This window comes from Streptosporangium subroseum, from assembly GCF_900188345.1.
Classification (GTDB): domain Bacteria; phylum Actinomycetota; class Actinomycetes; order Streptosporangiales; family Streptosporangiaceae; genus Streptosporangium; species Streptosporangium subroseum.
Map to the genome: position 1 here is coordinate 37,608 of NZ_FZOD01000012.1, position 15,500 is coordinate 53,107.

General features: G+C 68.3%; 9 protein-coding genes. 4 read left to right on the forward strand and 5 right to left on the reverse strand.

What is annotated here, in order from left to right; translation table 11 throughout:
* The first annotated feature begins 175 nt into the window (after positions 1-175).
* The 3 genes from CHC08_RS14660 to CHC08_RS14680 all read left to right on the forward strand — a co-directional run bounded on the left by CHC08_RS14660 (position 176) and on the right by CHC08_RS14680 (position 6,375).
* On the forward strand, positions 176-2,236 hold the full coding sequence (locus CHC08_RS14660; RefSeq protein ID WP_089207825.1) for a protein kinase domain-containing protein: 2,061 nt from the start codon (positions 176-178) through the stop codon (positions 2,234-2,236).
* A gap of 339 nt (positions 2,237-2,575) precedes the next feature.
* Positions 2,576-3,169: an SSI family serine proteinase inhibitor gene (locus CHC08_RS52905; protein ID WP_218825315.1), complete on the forward strand. Its 594-nt coding sequence runs from the start codon at positions 2,576-2,578 to the stop codon at positions 3,167-3,169.
* Between the two features lie 2,513 nt (positions 3,170-5,682).
* Entirely contained in the window at positions 5,683-6,375 is a 693-nt protein-coding gene (locus CHC08_RS14680) for a PaaI family thioesterase (protein WP_089207827.1), read from the forward strand.
* On the opposite strand, the gene CHC08_RS14685 is transcribed toward CHC08_RS14680, so the two are convergent.
* The 3 genes from CHC08_RS14685 to CHC08_RS14695 all read right to left on the reverse strand — a co-directional run bounded on the left by CHC08_RS14685 (position 6,369) and on the right by CHC08_RS14695 (position 11,064).
* On the reverse strand, positions 6,369-7,118 hold the full coding sequence (locus CHC08_RS14685; RefSeq protein WP_089207828.1) for a glucose 1-dehydrogenase: 750 nt from the start codon (positions 7,116-7,118) through the stop codon (positions 6,369-6,371). The two genes, CHC08_RS14680 and CHC08_RS14685, sit on opposite strands and share 7 nt — an antisense overlap.
* A 98-nt stretch (positions 7,119-7,216) precedes the next feature.
* Positions 7,217-9,604: a serine/threonine-protein kinase gene (locus CHC08_RS50695; RefSeq protein WP_218825316.1), complete on the reverse strand. Its 2,388-nt coding sequence runs from the start codon at positions 9,602-9,604 to the stop codon at positions 7,217-7,219.
* A gap of 206 nt (positions 9,605-9,810) precedes the next feature.
* On the reverse strand, positions 9,811-11,064 hold the full coding sequence (locus CHC08_RS14695; RefSeq protein WP_089207829.1) for a serine hydrolase domain-containing protein: 1,254 nt from the start codon (positions 11,062-11,064) through the stop codon (positions 9,811-9,813).
* Between the two features lie 97 nt (positions 11,065-11,161).
* Between CHC08_RS14695 and CHC08_RS14700 the strand changes: the two genes are divergently transcribed.
* Positions 11,162-11,371 carry a carboxylesterase family protein gene (locus tag CHC08_RS14700; RefSeq protein ID WP_089207830.1) on the forward strand — a complete coding sequence of 70 codons (210 nt, stop codon included), beginning with the start codon at positions 11,162-11,164 and terminating at the stop codon, positions 11,369-11,371.
* 587 nt (positions 11,372-11,958) lie between these two features.
* Here the strand turns inward: CHC08_RS14700 and CHC08_RS14705 are convergent.
* Both CHC08_RS14705 and CHC08_RS14710 read right to left on the reverse strand, forming a co-directional pair.
* A complete protein-coding gene (locus tag CHC08_RS14705; RefSeq protein WP_089207831.1) occupies positions 11,959-12,219 on the reverse strand; it encodes a hypothetical protein in 261 nt (86 codons plus the stop codon).
* Between the two features lie 561 nt (positions 12,220-12,780).
* Positions 12,781-15,354: a discoidin domain-containing protein gene (locus tag CHC08_RS14710; RefSeq protein ID WP_089207832.1), complete on the reverse strand. Its 2,574-nt coding sequence runs from the start codon at positions 15,352-15,354 to the stop codon at positions 12,781-12,783.
* Between the last annotated feature and the right edge of the window lie 146 nt (positions 15,355-15,500).

The window sequence follows — 15,500 nt, forward strand, 5'->3', positions numbered from 1 at the left end:
GGCTCCATGATCAGTTTGAAGGAGAAGGAGTTTGCCATTCGGGTGATGTACTGCTCTTTTTCCTGACCTGAGCATCACATCAGTGTCACGGTGAGGGGCACAAGGGCTTCATTGCCGTTGACTGTTGGGGATAGGTCTTCTTGAGTAAGAGGGATGGCGGTGAGGGGAGGCTCGCGTGCCATATGCGCAGCCGCTCAAAACGGGGGATCCCGCAAGACTTGGTGAATACGAGATCGTCGGCCGCTTGGGTGAGGGCGGTCAGGGGGTGGTCTATGTAGGGGTGCGTCCCGAGACGGGTCCGGAGCCGTACGCGGTCAAGCTGCTGCACGGCCCGGTCGGGGACGAACAGGAGGTCTTCCTGCGCGAGGTCGAGCTGGCCAAGCAGGTGGCCCGGTTCTGCACCGCCCAGGTGATCGACGCCGGGCTGGACGGTGATCGGCCCTACATCGTCAGCGAATACGTCGACGGGCCCTCGCTCCACCGCGAGGTGGCGGTCAGCGGGCCCCGCGAGGGAGGCGCGCTGGAGCGCCTGGCCATCGGCACGGCGACCGCCCTGTCGGCCATCCACCGTGCGGGAATCGTGCACCGCGACTTCAAGCCGCAGAACGTGCTGCTCGGCCCGGACGGGCCGAGGGTCATCGACTTCGGGCTGGCCAGGGCACTGGACGCGGCGGCCACACAGAGCGGGCGCGGCGCGGGCACCCCCGCCTACATGGCGCCCGAGCAGGTGAAGGGGGCCGAGATCAACCCGGCGGCCGACGTCTTCTCCTGGGGCGCCACGATGTGCTTCGCCGCCAACGCGCACGCGCCCTTCGGGCAGGATTCGATCGCGGCCGTCCTGCACCGCATCCTCACCGCGTCCCCGGAGCTGGGCCGCCTCGACGGCCTGCTCGGCCTGCTGGTCGCCGACTGCCTGGCCAAGGATCCTCGCAATCGCCCCACCAGCAGGGAACTGCTGCTCGCGCTGCTCGATGACGACGACGGACGGTGGGCGGGGCTCCGGTCCCCGTCGAGCCCCTCGATCGCGGACATGACCGTGCCGCCCGCCCGGAGCACCCCCGCCGCGTCCTCCCAGCCTGTACGGCTCGCAAAGTCGGCCTGGTCTGCCAAATCCGTCCGGTTCGCCGCGCCCGCCGCGTCCGCCACGTCTGCCCGGTCGGCCTGGTCCGTCAGGTCCGCCGAGTTCGCCCGATCCGGCGAGTCGAACGAGCCGCGGACCTATCCGGGGCGGGCGGCCACCAGGGCCTCGGTCGCGGTGTCGGGGGCGCTGCTGGTGAGCGCGGCCGTGCTGGTGGGCGTGCTGGTCCCGGCGCTGAGCGGCGACGGCGGCGTGGTCGGGGACGGACAGACGCTGCCGGTCGTCGAGACCAGCGCCGAGGCCGAGACCACCCCGCCGACGGACAGGGCGACCCGCCCGGCCAGGCCCTCGCAGAGGGCCGAGGGCCCGTCCGCGCTCCTTCCGCCCCGTGTTGTTCCCGCGACCTCGGCACCGGCACCGTCCCCGGGGTCGGTGCCCGTGCCCGTGCTCGTCGGTTTGGATCGTTCTGAAGCGTTGCGTCTGATCAAGCGGGCCGGCCTGGTCGCCGGGACGGCGACGTCGATCGACTCTGACCAGCGGGTCGGGCAGGTGCTCAGCAGCCGGCCGGAGGCGGGAGCCACGGTGAAGCGGGGGACCAGGGTCGATTTTGAGTTCTCAGCGGGGGTGCGGGTGCCCGAGCTGGCCGGTCTCAGGAGGCGGCCCGCCGAAGCGGCGCTGACCGCGGCGGGACTGACCACGGGCGGGGTGACCGTGCGCTGCTCGACCCAGCCGGGCGGGCAGGTGCTCGCCAGTACCCCGGGGGCGGGCAGCCAGGTCTCCTCCGGCAGCGCGGTCGCGCTCGTCGTGTCCAAGCGCGGAGCCGAGGTGCCCTCGGTCATCGGTCAGAGTTCGGCGGCGGCGTCGAGCGCGCTGAGCGGGGCCGGGTTCGCGGTTCGGACGCGACCTCGGCTTGTCGACGACCCGTCGAAGGCCGGCGTGGTGCTGTCGCAGAACGTGGCGCCCGGCACCTGCGCGCAGCCGGGTGCCACGGTCGCCATCGTGGTCGGCGTCGAGGGCCAGAGCGGGCCGGGGCCGGGGCCGGGGCCGGATCCTGGGTCAGGCCCGGGTCAGTCCACCGCGACGCCGGGCTCAGCGGGCCCGCAGAGCCCGACGGGCTCTGCGCCGATGATCCCGGGGCAGAACCCTCCCGGCGATTGACGGTCGGCTCGTTCGAATCGCCGACACGCCACGGGTGCGAATTCGGTGTTTATGAATACCGAGGATGCGGAATCCATGGATCCGGTCGGCGGATTGATTGCATTCCATGGTGAGTCGCTGAGAGACATCTCGTCGTGAGCCTCTATAGTATTTCCACAGTTCAGGACGTAGGCCATCCCCCCGAAAAGGTCGGAAGTCTCTTTTCGGTCATTCGAGCAAAGCGTATTAATTGGGGATTTCATGCGACGTCTCTTATGCCTAACCACCGCCGGGCTTTTCCTCGCCGGCGGTACGGCTGCCGCAGCCACCCAGTCATCGGCTTACGAACCCAATTGGTCGATGGGCACATCGGTTTCACCACAGTCTCCATCCAGCCCGCAGTGGGCTCAGCCCGGCCATCTCGTTCAGCCCCCGCCTCCGCCGCAGCCGGGTCTGCCATGGCGCCCGGACCCACCACGGCCGGGTCCGACCTGGCGTCCGGACCCGCCGCGACCGCCGCACCCGGGTCCGACGTGGCGTCCGGACCCGCCACGACCGCCGTGGCCGGACCCGCCGCGACCGCCGTGGCCGGACCCGCGACCGCCGCGACCGCCGTGGCCGCCGCACCCGGGTCCGACGCAGGGCTGGCCGAAGGAGCTCACGCTGACCGTCGCGAAGACGGCGGTCCCGCCGTTCAGGCCGCGGGTCGTCCGGCTCAGGTGCGACCCGCCGTACGGATCGCACCCTCGTGCGGCCGAGGCGTGCGCCCTGCTGAACAGGGCCCAGGGTGATCCCGACAGGATCAGGGCTCGGCAAGAGTTCTGCCGCAGGGATTACGACCCCGTCAAAGCGACCGCGACCGGCGTCTGGAACAGGCGGCCCATCCGATACGAGCAGACCTTCAGCAACCCGTGCGTGATGCGCAACGCGACCAGTGTGGTCTTTTCCTTCTAGCGCCTTTTTCCGTGAATCGTCGGGCGGTTCACTTCGTTTGATCGCGCATGCTCGACGTCTGGGTCGGCGGGAAGCCGCCGGCCCAGACGAGAGAAGATCAGATGGCCTTGCCGGGCAATGGCGAGCAAGGCGACCAATGATCTGATGCGATGGCATCGCGCGATAGTCCCGGATTGGGGCGTCATGGCTGTGTATGCGGTATGTCTCGCCATGACGCTCCGGTCCGGGTAGGCCGTTGCATGACGTAGAGGTAAGGCCGGGTGCTTTCTGCGCCCGAAGAGCGGTCGGCCCGCGATGAGAGCACAGGTGCGTTCTTGTCCTGTCGATTCCGAATCCTGAAGACGAGTGGCGACTCGACACCAGATCTCCGACGAGTGCCCGGCCGGGGCGTGAAAGCACCGCACCGCCGGTGACGGGGAGAACCCGGGCTCGAAACCGCCTGTGATGGGGAGAACCCGGGCTCGAATCGAACGCCGGTCAGAGCGGATGCCGCCGGCCGTTGGTCCGCCGCAACGCCGCAACGCCGCAACGCCGCAACGCCGCCACGGGCCGGTCGGCCTTTTTCGCCGCCGTTGCCGCGGCTCGGAGCCCGGTCGATGACGGGCAGATCTCCGGCGGTTCTCTGACGGTTCCCGAGAGCCGGTCCCGCTCGCTGTGACCGCCCCCGGGCCGGTCCGGTCGACTACCGGGATCCGGCGCCGGTCGCGGTGATGGCGCCGGCATCAAACCCGTGCCCGGCATGCCCGCTCCCGGCATGGATCTCAACCGCGATCTCAAATGTCGCCGGAGTGCCAACGATCCCCGGTGGGCCGCGGAGCGCTCCGCCTCTGCTGAGGGGCCGCTGAGCCCGCGACCGTTCACGGATTCCGTGATGACATCCGGCGGAGATATTTCATCCAGGTGTGCTTTCTTGCCGAGCCTATATAAAACCTGATTTCACATTGAATCCCGACAAGAGGGGCGAATCATATGAAGAGGTGTGAAGATTTCGTTTTCATGGTATTTATTTGCTTTTTCTCAACTGTGCTAACGGGTGATGTCCCATGTTTTGAGGGTACTTTCTGGCTGATCGCCACTGTAGTGGTGCGACTGATCGGGATTTCCCGTCATTAGGATCATCGGGGGAATTAAGTGCTTTATCGGAGAAGTAGATGGACATCAAGTCCCATCTCCGGAAAATACGTCGAAGCCCTGGCCGTAGCGGCCATGGCCAGCGCCTTCGTAATCTCATCGACCGAGGCTCCGGCAGAGGCTGCCGGGCAGGCGGGAGCGACCACCTCCCGCGTCGGGGCCGGCAGCAGTGGTCAGCTTCCCGCTTCCTTCACGTACCTCCCCGGGGGGAATGCCCTCCGAGCGGGCGGCCACTGCGGCTGCCGGGGAAGGCACTGCAGGTGCTGGAGAAGGCATCACTGCACGTGCTCAAGGGGACACTGCACGTGCAGGAGAAATCACCACACCTTCGATGTCAATCTCAACAACAACGACACAAACGGCAAGAGCCGTCGCCGTCGAGCGGCTCCGATGGCCGCTGTAGATCCTCCGGTCGCTCCTGTCGCCGGTCCTGGCCCTAAGGCCGGCCCTTTCGCCGCTCCTGCGGGTCCTGCCGGTCCTCCTGGTCCTCCCGGCCCCACGGGTCCTGCGGGTCCTGTCGGTCCTGTCGGTCCGAAGGGTCCGGTTGGCCTGGCGGGTCCTGTCGGTCCGAAGGGTCCGGCCGGTGCCGTGGGTCTGGCGGGTCCTGCCGGTCCGATTGGCCTGGCAGGTCCGGTGGGTCCTGCCGGTCCGAAGGGCCCGGCCGGTGTCTTGGGTGCGGCGGGTGCCAAGGGTCCGATCGGTTCCAAGGGTCCGACCGGCGCCGTGGGTCCGACAGGTGCCAAGGGTCCGGCCGGTGCCGTGGGCCTGGCGGGTCCTGCCGGTTCCAAGGGTCCGGTGGGTGCCACCGGTCCCAGAGGTTCGGCGGGCGGCATCGGTGTCAGCGTTTTCGCGGCCCCGCAGCCTCTCTGTGCGATGTCCTTCGCGAGCGCCGCGGTCCCTCTGGTCTCCGCGGTCCCTGTGTTTCCCCTGGGTGCCGGCTGCCTCGAAACCAGCTGCGTGCCCTGCAGATAGGGCCCTTTCGGTCCGAAGAGGCGTCATGCGAATCGATGCGTTTTTCGGCTCGGCGGTAAATCAGCTATATATCGAAATGGGGGCAAAGCTATTCATTCGAGGCTTCCGTGCGCCCCACCTTGAAATCAATATCTCGTAAGATCGCTCGAACGGGCGATCGGAGTCTCCCCTCTCGGAGTCGTATCGCCGAGGTGGGGGATCGCGAAAAGTGGAAAATGTCGCACTTGGTTAGCACTGGGTGCGACATTTGCCATTATGGCCGTAAATCAACATGTGCTCTGACCGCATGCCGGTGCCCGACGGCGGCAGGGTCCGGGCGCGGTTGAGATCCCGCGCGGAGCCGGTCGAGGGCGGTGGGCGCCCCCGGTCGCCCGAACGGGATTCTATAGAACGTGTTCTAAAGTGGGCCCATGACGATCGAACTCGCCTCCGCCGAGAACGCCGAGAATCCCGGGTCCACCGGGTCCGCCGAGGGCACAACGGGCGCGTCGGCCGCCGGGGAGGGGTCCGCCGCGCTGGACCTGCTCGCCCAGCAGGTCCGTGACCTCGTCGACGCCGTCGTGCTGACGGGGGCTCCGCAAGACGAGATCGTCGAGATCACCGCCGAGCTGGCCGTCCTCACCGACCGGCTGCGCGCTCTGCGGCGGACCTCTCGGCACCCCCTCGCGTTCGATCCCGAGGGCGTGCCCCGGCACGCGGGAAACGCGGTCACCGGCTCGGCCAACCCGTACGCCCTCCCGCTGGTCTCCCAGGTCACCCCGGACAGGACGATCCGCGCGGAGCTGAGCTTCCGCCAGGTCCACGAGGGCCCGCCCACCTCGGTCCATGGCGGCGTCAGCGCCATGATCCTCGACCACGTCCTGGGGCAGGCCGTCGCGGTGGCGGGCGGTGCGGGGATGACCGGCACCCTCACCCTGCGCTACGTGCGCAGGGTCCCGTACGGCGAGCCGCTGGTGGCGACCGCCGAGTACGTGCGGTCCGAAGGCCGCAAGTCCTGGGCCGAGGGCCGGATCGCCCTCCCCGACGGTACGCCCCTGGTCGAGGCCACCGGCCTGTTCATCACGCCCCGGGTCTGGAAAGAAGAGATGACCGGAGCTCAGTAACCCGCGCCGGTGAGCATGCCGCCGTCCACCGTGAACTCGCTGCCCGTGCAGTAGCTCGCCCGGTCGGAGGCGAGGAAGACCACCACGTGGGAGACCTCGACCGGCTTGGCGAAGCGTTTGATGACCATGGATTTCATGAACGCCTCGCCGTCCACCTCGGCCATGAGATCCGGATCCAGGGCCATGGAGGTGGCGATGGCACCGGGGTGCACGGAGTTCACCCGGATCTTGAACTGTGCGAGCTCGCGGGCCGCGGCCTTGGTCACGCCGCGCACGCCGAACTTGGAGGCGGAGTAGGCGGACAGGCCCGCCGCGCCGATGAAGCCCTCGATCGAGGAGATGTTGACGATCGAGCCCCGGCCGGCGGCCCTCATGGGCGCGATCACGGACTTGACGCCGAGCCAGGTGCCCTTGAGGTTCACGTTGAGGACGTGGTCGAACTCGTCCGGCGTCATATCGGTGATCCGGCGAAATTTCATGATCCCGGCATTGTTGACCAGGACGTCGAGCTTGCCGTACGTCTCGACGGCGGTGCCGACCGCGCGTTCCCAATCCTCGGCCTTCGTCACGTCCTGATGAACGAACAGCGCCCCGGTGGCCTCCGCCAGGGCCTGGCCCTCCTCGTCGAGCACGTCGCCGAAGACGACCCGGGCCCCCTCCTGGAGCAACAGCCGCACGTGGGATTCGCCCATGCCCCTGGCCCCGCCGGTGATCAGCGCGACTTTTCCGTCCAGAAGGCCCATCTCAAGCTCCTCGGATCACTCGCTGCGACGGCGGGTCTCCCCGTTGGGTGAGCGTGTCACCGGCCACTGATCGTCAAGCTAGCGAACGCTTGGTCGGCTCACAAGATGCCGTCCGGCGCGGGCTCGTCCAGCGCGGGTTCGTCCGGGACCTGCGCCCCGTCGCCGGTCCCCTCCGACGGGGAGACGCTGGGATCCGGCTCGCAGGGAGGCAGGTCGAGCTTCACGTCCCGGGACTGCGTCTCGCCCGCGGGGACGGTGACGATCGTCACCAGCCGCTGTACGGGCTCCCCGCATTCGGGCAGCGCGGCGAACTCCCCGGCGACCCTCCGCGTGTATCCGGTGTCACCGGACAGCCGCAGAACCCGCATGCTGTCGGTCAGCCTGCCGCCGGCATTCTGGGCGAACCCGAGCCGTACGGTCACCGCCGAGGTGTCGGGCGTCCGTACCTGGAAGGAGACCGTGGCGCCGTTGAAAGAGGTGATCGAGACCGTCGGAGGCGCGCACTTCGGTCCCTCCACCGAGACCTCCTTGACCTGCGTGCCGTTGGCCGCCGGCCGGTCGGTGACGACGGTGATCCCGAACAGCGCCCGCTCGCCACAGGCGACCTTGGAGGCCGGGATGGAGAGGTTCACGCTGTAGCCGGTCTTTCCGGACAGCGTTCTGGCCCGGGTGCCCAGGGTCCTGGTAGAGCCCTCGTCGCCCCTGCTCTCCTTGCGGGTGAACGTGGCGGTGAGCCGTACCTCACCCGGGCCGTCCGCACGGACCCGGACGGTCGCCTCGGCACCGTTCCAGGTGGCGATGTCCACGGTTTCGACCGAGGGCGCGGGGCACGGCTCGCCGCTGACCTTCATCGTGCGGCTCCGTACGCCCTCGGCGGCCTGGGGCGAGGTGGAGACCGTGACCCGGCGATAGAGGGTCTGCCCGCAGGCCGGAGCGGTGAAGGTGTGCGGGACGGTATGAGAGTAGGTCTTCAACCCGGCGAGGGTGAAGGTGCGCGGCGGGGTCTCCCTGAGCCGATCGGGGTTCTGCCCCTCGGCGAACCCGACGGTCAGCACGACGCTCGCCGAGGTGGAGGCACGGAGGTCGACCGTGGTCCCGTTCGCGTCGATCCCCATGATCGACAGGCCGTTGACCGTGTGTACGGGCGGCGCTCCCGAGCCGGTCGGAGTCGGGGCCGAGGTCGGGGTCGGTGCGTTCGTGGCGCTCTTCGACGGGACCGGGCTCTGCGTCTGCGCCTGGCTCTTCGACGGAACCGGAATCGGGACCGGGGCCCGTACCTGGCTCTTCGACGGGGCCGGTGCGGGACGGTCGGCATCCGTGGAATCCGCGGGCAGCTGGGCACGGCTGGTGGAGCCGGGCCGGGGGCTGATGATCGGCTCCGGCGGTGACTCCACGTCCTGGCTCTGCCCGGCAGGGGCGTCCCCGGTCACGGAGGGGCTCGACGGGGTGAAGATCGTGTCCGCGGCGAGCCGGTCGGGGGCCTGGTTGGCGGCCACCAGCCCGACCGTCACCGCGACGGTGATCACGCCCGCTCCGGCCAGCATCCGGGGACCCAGCCGGGGGCGGCGCATCCTCCCCACCCGACCGATCACGCTCTGGGCGACCGAGGTGCTCGCCTTCGGCGTGGGCTTGGCCAGGGGGAACGCCAGCGCCAGCAGCGTCGCCAGCTCGGCCAGATGCCGCCGCCCGCGCTGCTCCCACTCCGGCCCGTAGGCGGACAGCGCCGCCAGCTCCAGCTCGGAGAGGAACGCCCGCGCCGTCGACGGCCGGTCCATCGGGGCCTTGGCCATGCCCCACGCGACCAGTCCCCTGACCGAGCTCGGCACGTGCTCCACCGGCACCGGTGTGTTCTGGTGCTGGTACATCAGTGCGGCATGATGGTCGGCCGGGTACGGCCTGCGCCCGGTGAGGCATTCGAAGAACACGCACGTGGCCGCGTAGACATCGGTCGCCGTGCTCGCCGGGGCACCCGTCCACTGCTCGGGAGCCATGTAGGGCGGGGTGCCGGCGGGAGCGTCGGACTCTCCGACGTGGGTGGCGATGCCGAAGTCCGTCAGCTTGCTGGTGCCGTCCGCCTGGATCAGCACGTTCTCCGGTTTGTAGTCGCGGTGCACGACCCCGGCCGAGTGCGCGAAGGCCAGGCCGAGCAGCGAGCCCTTGAGCACCGTCAGCGCCGCCTCGGGGCTCGTGCTGCCGTGTTCGGCCAGGATCTTCCTGAGCGCGACCCCGTCCACGAGTTCCATCACGATCGCGGCTTCGAGCACGTCCTCGTAGTACTCGTAGAACTGGACCACGTTCGGGTCGCGCAGTTCCACCATGACGTGCGCCTCGTCGCGGAAGCGCGCCAGGAAACCGCGGTCGTCCTTCAAGGCCGCGTTCAGATATTTGATGGCCACGTAGGCGCCGGTGGCGGCATACGTGGCCAGAACCACTCGTCCGCCGCCGCCGGCGCCGAGCTCCCGAATCTCGCGATATCCCGGAACCATTCGGTCCCCTTCCGAGTGCCGTCGCCTTGTTTGACGGTCTCACCCATACGCTTGGTTGTCACGATCCGAGAAATTTGGCGGAGAGTGATATGAAAAACATGCCAAGTAGCCGGTCTGGCCACATAGTGAGCTTTGATCGGCGGTCAGGCAAGCGCTGGGATTCAGGAAGGCCGGAGCGGTATCGCGACGTGTCGGAGCCGTTGGACCTACCGAACCTGCAGGGAGCCGTAGACGGCCTCGGCGAGGCGGTAGGCGCGGAGGCTGCCCGAGACCGCGCCCGCCATCTTGTTCATCGCGTAGGCCATGCCCAGGCCGTGTTCGACGTCGCCGAGGCCCAGGGATCCACCCATGCCGGTATGGCCGAAAGCGGACTCCACGCCCCCTGCCGGGGTGAGGAAGGTCAGGGACGGGCGCATGTAGCCGAGGCCGAAGGAACTGTCGATGAACAGCACCCTGTCCGGGCCGTCGACCCTCCTGCGCGTCGCGTCCCTCAGGGTCTCCGCGCGCAGGATCCGCCCGGCCGCCAGGTCGCGATAGAAGCCCGCGAGGCCTCGGGCGGTGGCGACGGCGCCCATCGCCGGCCAGCCCGCACGGAGGACGACCGGGTTGTTGCCGCCTCCCTGAAGCCGGTGGATCGGCGGATTGCCCAGTGCCCGGTTCATCAGGCTGTCCTTGTCCAGGGAGGCCCGGGACATCTCGTAGATCGGGTCTCCGGGGCCCTGCCCCGGTAGCCCGGCCGAGGCTCCGGCGTCGTCCGGATCGGCGTCCGGCCCTCTGCCTGAGCCGTTGCCCGAGCCGCTGTCCGTCGCGGGCTTCCTCCGCTCTCCGGCGGACAGCCGCGCCGCTCGCGCCGCCACGTCGTCCGGTGCGCCGACCCAGAGCTCCAGTCCCAGAGGCCCGGCGATCTCGGTGGCCACGATCTCGCCCACGGTCTTGCCCGACACTCGGCGAATCACCTCGCCGACCAGGAACCCGTACGTCAGCGCATGGTAGCCGTGCGCGGTTCCCGGCTCCCAGATCGGAGCCTGCCCGGCGAGGCGGTCGGCGATGGCGGGCTGGTCCTCGAACTCCTCCAGCGGGACCTGCTCCTCGATCACGGGCAGCCCGGCCTGGTGGGTGAGCAGGTGCTCGACGGTGACGCGCTCCTTGCCGCCCCGCGCGAACTCCGGCCAGACCTCCGCGACCGGAGCGGTGACGTCGAGCAGCCCGCGCTCGGCCAGCAGCAGCGCCGCCGTCGCGGTCACCGCCTTCGTGCACGAGTACGTCAGCACGGGGGTGTCGCTCTCCCAGGTCCGCCCGCTGTGCCGGTCGGCGACCCCACCCCACAGGTCCACGACGGGCTCACCGTCCAGGAAGACGGCGAACGCCGCGCCCAGCTCCTCTCCGTCGGCGAAATGCCGGTCGAACACCTCACGCACCCGGGAGAACCGGGGGTCGCACGTCCCGTGCACCGTCGTCATAACCCATCCTTACGAAAGTGAGCACTTGCTTGGCAGTCGAGCCTAACAACCGAGGTCGTCCCGGCTCCCTTGGAGCGCGGATCAACATCGTCTCCAGGTGGGAGGGTCCCGCCGGTTACGGCGCGAACCTTGCTGGACGAACTTCGCCCGCACCGGCGACCCCAACGGGGAAGGACCGCTCCGCTGGGAGCGCTTCGACCGCGCCGCCTCCGTCCCGCACACCCGGTCCCTGGAGCCGGACGCGGTCAAACCGGTCGACTACGCCGCCGACCACAACCTCGACTTCTGGCCGGCACCGGGCGGCTGACCTGCCGACGCCGGATAGCTGACGTAACTGACGTAGCCGACGTAGCTGACACTGCCATGGTCGAGGCGCTGACCAGGGGAAACCCTCACCGGCGTTTCACCTCGACCCTGGCGGTGCCTTTTTCTCTCCCGTTTTCTTTCGACCCGGAGTCGTCCCGCACCGCGCGCCCGGTTGTCTCCGGCCCCCGATACATCTGCGTCTGCCGAACTTTCAGCGTGATATAAGTGCTAGAAATCATTCGCCGACGGAAATTTTGGTATGCAAACTATTCGTGGTCGTGCAAGGTTTTTCACGGTGGCCATGGCGGCCGCCGTCACCCTGGGTTTTGTCATCGGTGGTCTCAACGCCCTCACTCCCCGAGTCGCTCTCTCCGCTTCCGTGAGTTCCGCCGTGAGCGCCAGCAAGCACGCGGTGACGACTTCCACGACGAAGGTCGGCGGAAAGTCCTACCTCAGGGTGCAGGTGACCAGCAAGTATGGCACCAGCAAGAAATTTACCGTGAAGCAGCGCGTCTGTGTGAAGAGCGCGTGCCGAACGGTCACATCCGCCCTTTCGATAAAGGCCGGCCGGACGGCATGGCAGGGGATTTACCTCGGCACCGGCACATACAAGAAGAGCGGTGTCCCCTCGGTGTCGGTGACGACGCCGAAGCCCGCGCCGTCGGCCTCCGCGCCCCGGCCCACCGCGACGGCCACGATCAGGGTTACGGAGACGGTCACGGTGACCACCGTCGCCACGGTGACCGCCACGCCCACGGTGACCGTCACCGCCACGCCCACCGCCACCCCCACGGTCACCGTGACGGTGACCCAGGCACCGGGGAGCGAGGCCCTGTGCGGGGCGCCCACCAATTCCTACGGATTCACGTTCTGCGGCACGGGGAACGGGGTTCCCGCGCCCGCGCAAAACGCCTGCGATGTATTTAATTGCATCGCAAGCTTTGACGATGGGGAGGGCTACCTGGTCATGTGCAATGACCAGATGGTAAGCCTGTCGGGTGGAATAGAGGGAGCCTGCTCTTCTCACCGCGGAGTGCTTCGGACGATCTATCGAACCGCCGCGTAGACCGTATAGCGGAATGTTCACGAAGGACGGGCAGGGTGTCTCTGCCGACCTCGTTGACCCGACCCGTCATGCGGGATTCGTGAGCAGCTCAACCGAGGCCTGAGAATGCCCGTCCACGCTGTTTCCGGGCTGTGAGGCTCGCCCCGCGTTTCGTTTCCCGGGCGGTCCGGCCGTCGTCCCAGATGAATGGGATTCCACGGGCCGCGGGCGTCCTTTTCCGGTCGGCGAAGTCGGTCGGAAAAGAAGCCGTGGGCCTCCCTGTGTCAGCGGAGGCCCACGGCCTTGGGGTGCACCTGATCGGCGAGAGGATCGGCGCCTACCGCCGATCAGGCGGGCTCAGAACCTCAGGGATAGGAGACGAGCTTGGACGGGATCGTCGCCGTGCCCTGGGCGGGACCGCCGACGCCGTTGATCACATGGTTGATCTTGCCTGCGCCTCCGAGGGACACGGTGAGCAGACTGTGGAACTTGACGCCCGGCTTCACCGGCGCCTCGAACCCGTTCTCCACCTCGATCGTCGGGTCGACGTTGAAGTAGACGTAGCTGCCGAGACCCCAGCCCTCGTGGGTGTTGACGGCGGGGCCGACCTTGTAGGCCGCCCATCCCTTGGTGGTGCCGTTCATGAAGGCCGCCTGGTTCGGCGGGTCGTACGCCTTCTCGTTCTGGAAGAAGATCGTCCGACCGCGCTCGCCGTACCACTCCACGTCGTACTTGCGGAAGTGCTCGACGAACAGGCCCGTGGCCAGTACGTCGTCACCGTTGACGATCAGGCCGGTCTCGGCGGTGTTGACGTTCCAGCCGATGCCCGCGCCGTGGTCGCCGCGCCACAGCCAGGTGTGGTCGATGATCACGTCGTCGCTGTTGACGACCACGCTGGTGGTGGCGTTGCCGGCGAAGGCGCCGCCGATCCGGACGAACACGTCCTGCATCGTGGTCGGGTTGGCGGCGTGGTCGGCGCTCGACCCCTGCGGGCCGATCTCCAGGAGCACGTCGGACTTCTGGGTGCCCGCGTCGATCAGGAAGCCGGCGAGCTTGACGCCGTCCACGTCGGCCACCTTGACCGCGCTGACGCCGCCACCCGGGATCAGCGTGGCCAGGCCGAGGCCCAGGACCACGGTGTTCGCGCGAGTCACGTTGATCGGCTGGCTGAGGTTGTAGATGCCGGGGGTGAGCAGCAGGTTGAGGCCCGAGCCGAGCGCGGCGTTGATGGTCGCGGCCGAGTCGCTCGGCTTGGCGACGAAGAACTGGCTGAGCGGGAGCGAGGTGCCGGGAGTGGAGCCGTTCGCCCAGCTCACGCCCCGCGCGTTGGTCCGCTTGGACGGGACGAACACCCGGTAGCCGCTGGAGTCCGCGTAGAGGTACGGCTTCTCACGGCTGATCGGGGTGTTGTCGAGCGTGGTGTAGGACTGGTCGAGGAAGTTGGTGGCGGGAGCGCCCGTCACTCCGGAGAAGACCATGTTCCACACGCCGTTGACCCAGCCGCCGACGGAGCTGTCACGGGTGTACCACTGCTGCTGTGAGTACGGGCCGACCGCACCGTCGATCTTGCTGTCGGCGATGTAGCCGCCGCTGGCCCAGCCGTAGCCGGTGGGCGCCAGGTTCAGCGCGCCCTTGATGTGCATGCGGCGGAACGGCGCGGCCTGGGAGACCGCCCACTGGTTGGTGCCGCCGGGAGGCTGGACCGACAGGTTCTCCGTCGAGCGCCAGAAGTTCTGGGTCGCGTTGCCGCCGAACCAGCCCGCGTCGACGGTTACACCGCTGAGGGTGACGTCGTCGGGGTTCTGGCCCAGGCCCATGATCGAGGTGTAGAAGCCGACCTTGGCGTTCACGTTATAGGTGCCGGGCTTGAACAGGAAGGCGTGGCGCCCGGTGCCGAACTGGGCCGACTCCTGCTGGGCGAAGACCGTGTCCAACTGGCTCTGGATGCTGGCGGTGGACATGGACGGGTCGAAGACGTGGACGTTCGGGCCCAGGTCCCCTCCGCCGCCGGTCGGCGGCGGATCCGTCGGACCGCCCGTCGTGGTGGTGTACACGGCGAACTCCCACAGCGAGTATCCGTAGGCGGTGCCCCGAGCGGTGCCGTTCATCCGGACGTACCGGCCGGAGCCGCTCACGTCGTAGGACTGGTTGCCGCCGGTGGCGCCGGTGACGGTCTTGAGGTCTGTCCAGGTGGTGCCGTCGGTCGATGCCTGGAGCTTGAAGGCGGTCGCGTACGCGGCCTCCCACCTCAGGTCGATCTTGCAGATGTTCAGTGCCGAGCCGAGGTCCACCTGGACCCACTGCGGGTCACCGGCGGCGCTGGACCAGCGGGTGCCGTTGTTGCCGTCGAAGGCGCCGCTCGCGGGGGTGCCGGCGATCTGGACCGACGATGCGCTGGCGGGCTTGTTCAGCGCGGCGTTGGTGGTCGTACACGAGCCTCCGGTGCCCGGGTCGGTGCCGCCGGGGGTGCCGAGGACCTGGAACTCCCACAGGGAGTATCCGTAGCCGGTGGCCCGCGTGACGCCGAGCATCCGGACGTACCGGCCGCTGCCGGTGACGTCCCAGGTGTCCGCGCCGCCGTCGCCGCCGGTGACGGTCTTGAGGTCGGTCCAGGTGGTTCCGTTCGCGGATGCCTGGATCTTGTATCCGCTGCCGTAGGCCGCCTCCCAGTTCAGGACGACCTGGCTGATGGTGGCCGAGGCCCCCAGGTCCACCTGGAGCCACTGGGAGTCGGTGTTCGCGCTGGACCAGCGGGTGCCGAGGTTGCCGTCGAAGGCGTAGCTCGCCGGGGTGCCGGCGTTCTCGGTCGATGAGGAGGTCGCGGTCTTTCCTTGCGACAGAAGCGTGGCCGCGAAGGCGGGAGTGGACGGTACTGCGATCAGAGCTGCCAGGACCGCTAACGCGGTCCATAAAACGGCAGGACGGAATAGACCTCTCATGCTTGTCTCCACAGAGGATCCGGGGGGTGAAAGGGGTCTAACGGCAGGCAGAAACTCGACTTACGACACGCTGTAATACATACCTTATTTTGCTATTTAATTTAACTCATAGGAAACAAGAGGGTCAATAGGCAGGGAGCCGCGAC

Bases quoted from the DNA above. Each gene is read 5' to 3' on its own strand.
- CHC08_RS52905 (WP_218825315.1), top strand. From the start codon at position 2,576: ATGGGCACATCGGTTTCACCACAGTCTCCATCCAGCCCGCAGTGGGCT.
- CHC08_RS14680 (WP_089207827.1), top strand. From the start codon at position 5,683: ATGACGATCGAACTCGCCTCCGCCGAGAACGCCGAGAATCCCGGGTCC.
- CHC08_RS14685 (WP_089207828.1), bottom strand. From the start codon at position 7,118: ATGGGCCTTCTGGACGGAAAAGTCGCGCTGATCACCGGCGGGGCCAGG.
- CHC08_RS50695 (WP_218825316.1), bottom strand. From the start codon at position 9,604: ATGGTTCCGGGATATCGCGAGATTCGGGAGCTCGGCGCCGGCGGCGGC.
- CHC08_RS14695 (WP_089207829.1), bottom strand. From the start codon at position 11,064: ATGACGACGGTGCACGGGACGTGCGACCCCCGGTTCTCCCGGGTGCGT.
- CHC08_RS14710 (WP_089207832.1), bottom strand. From the start codon at position 15,354: ATGAGAGGTCTATTCCGTCCTGCCGTTTTATGGACCGCGTTAGCGGTC.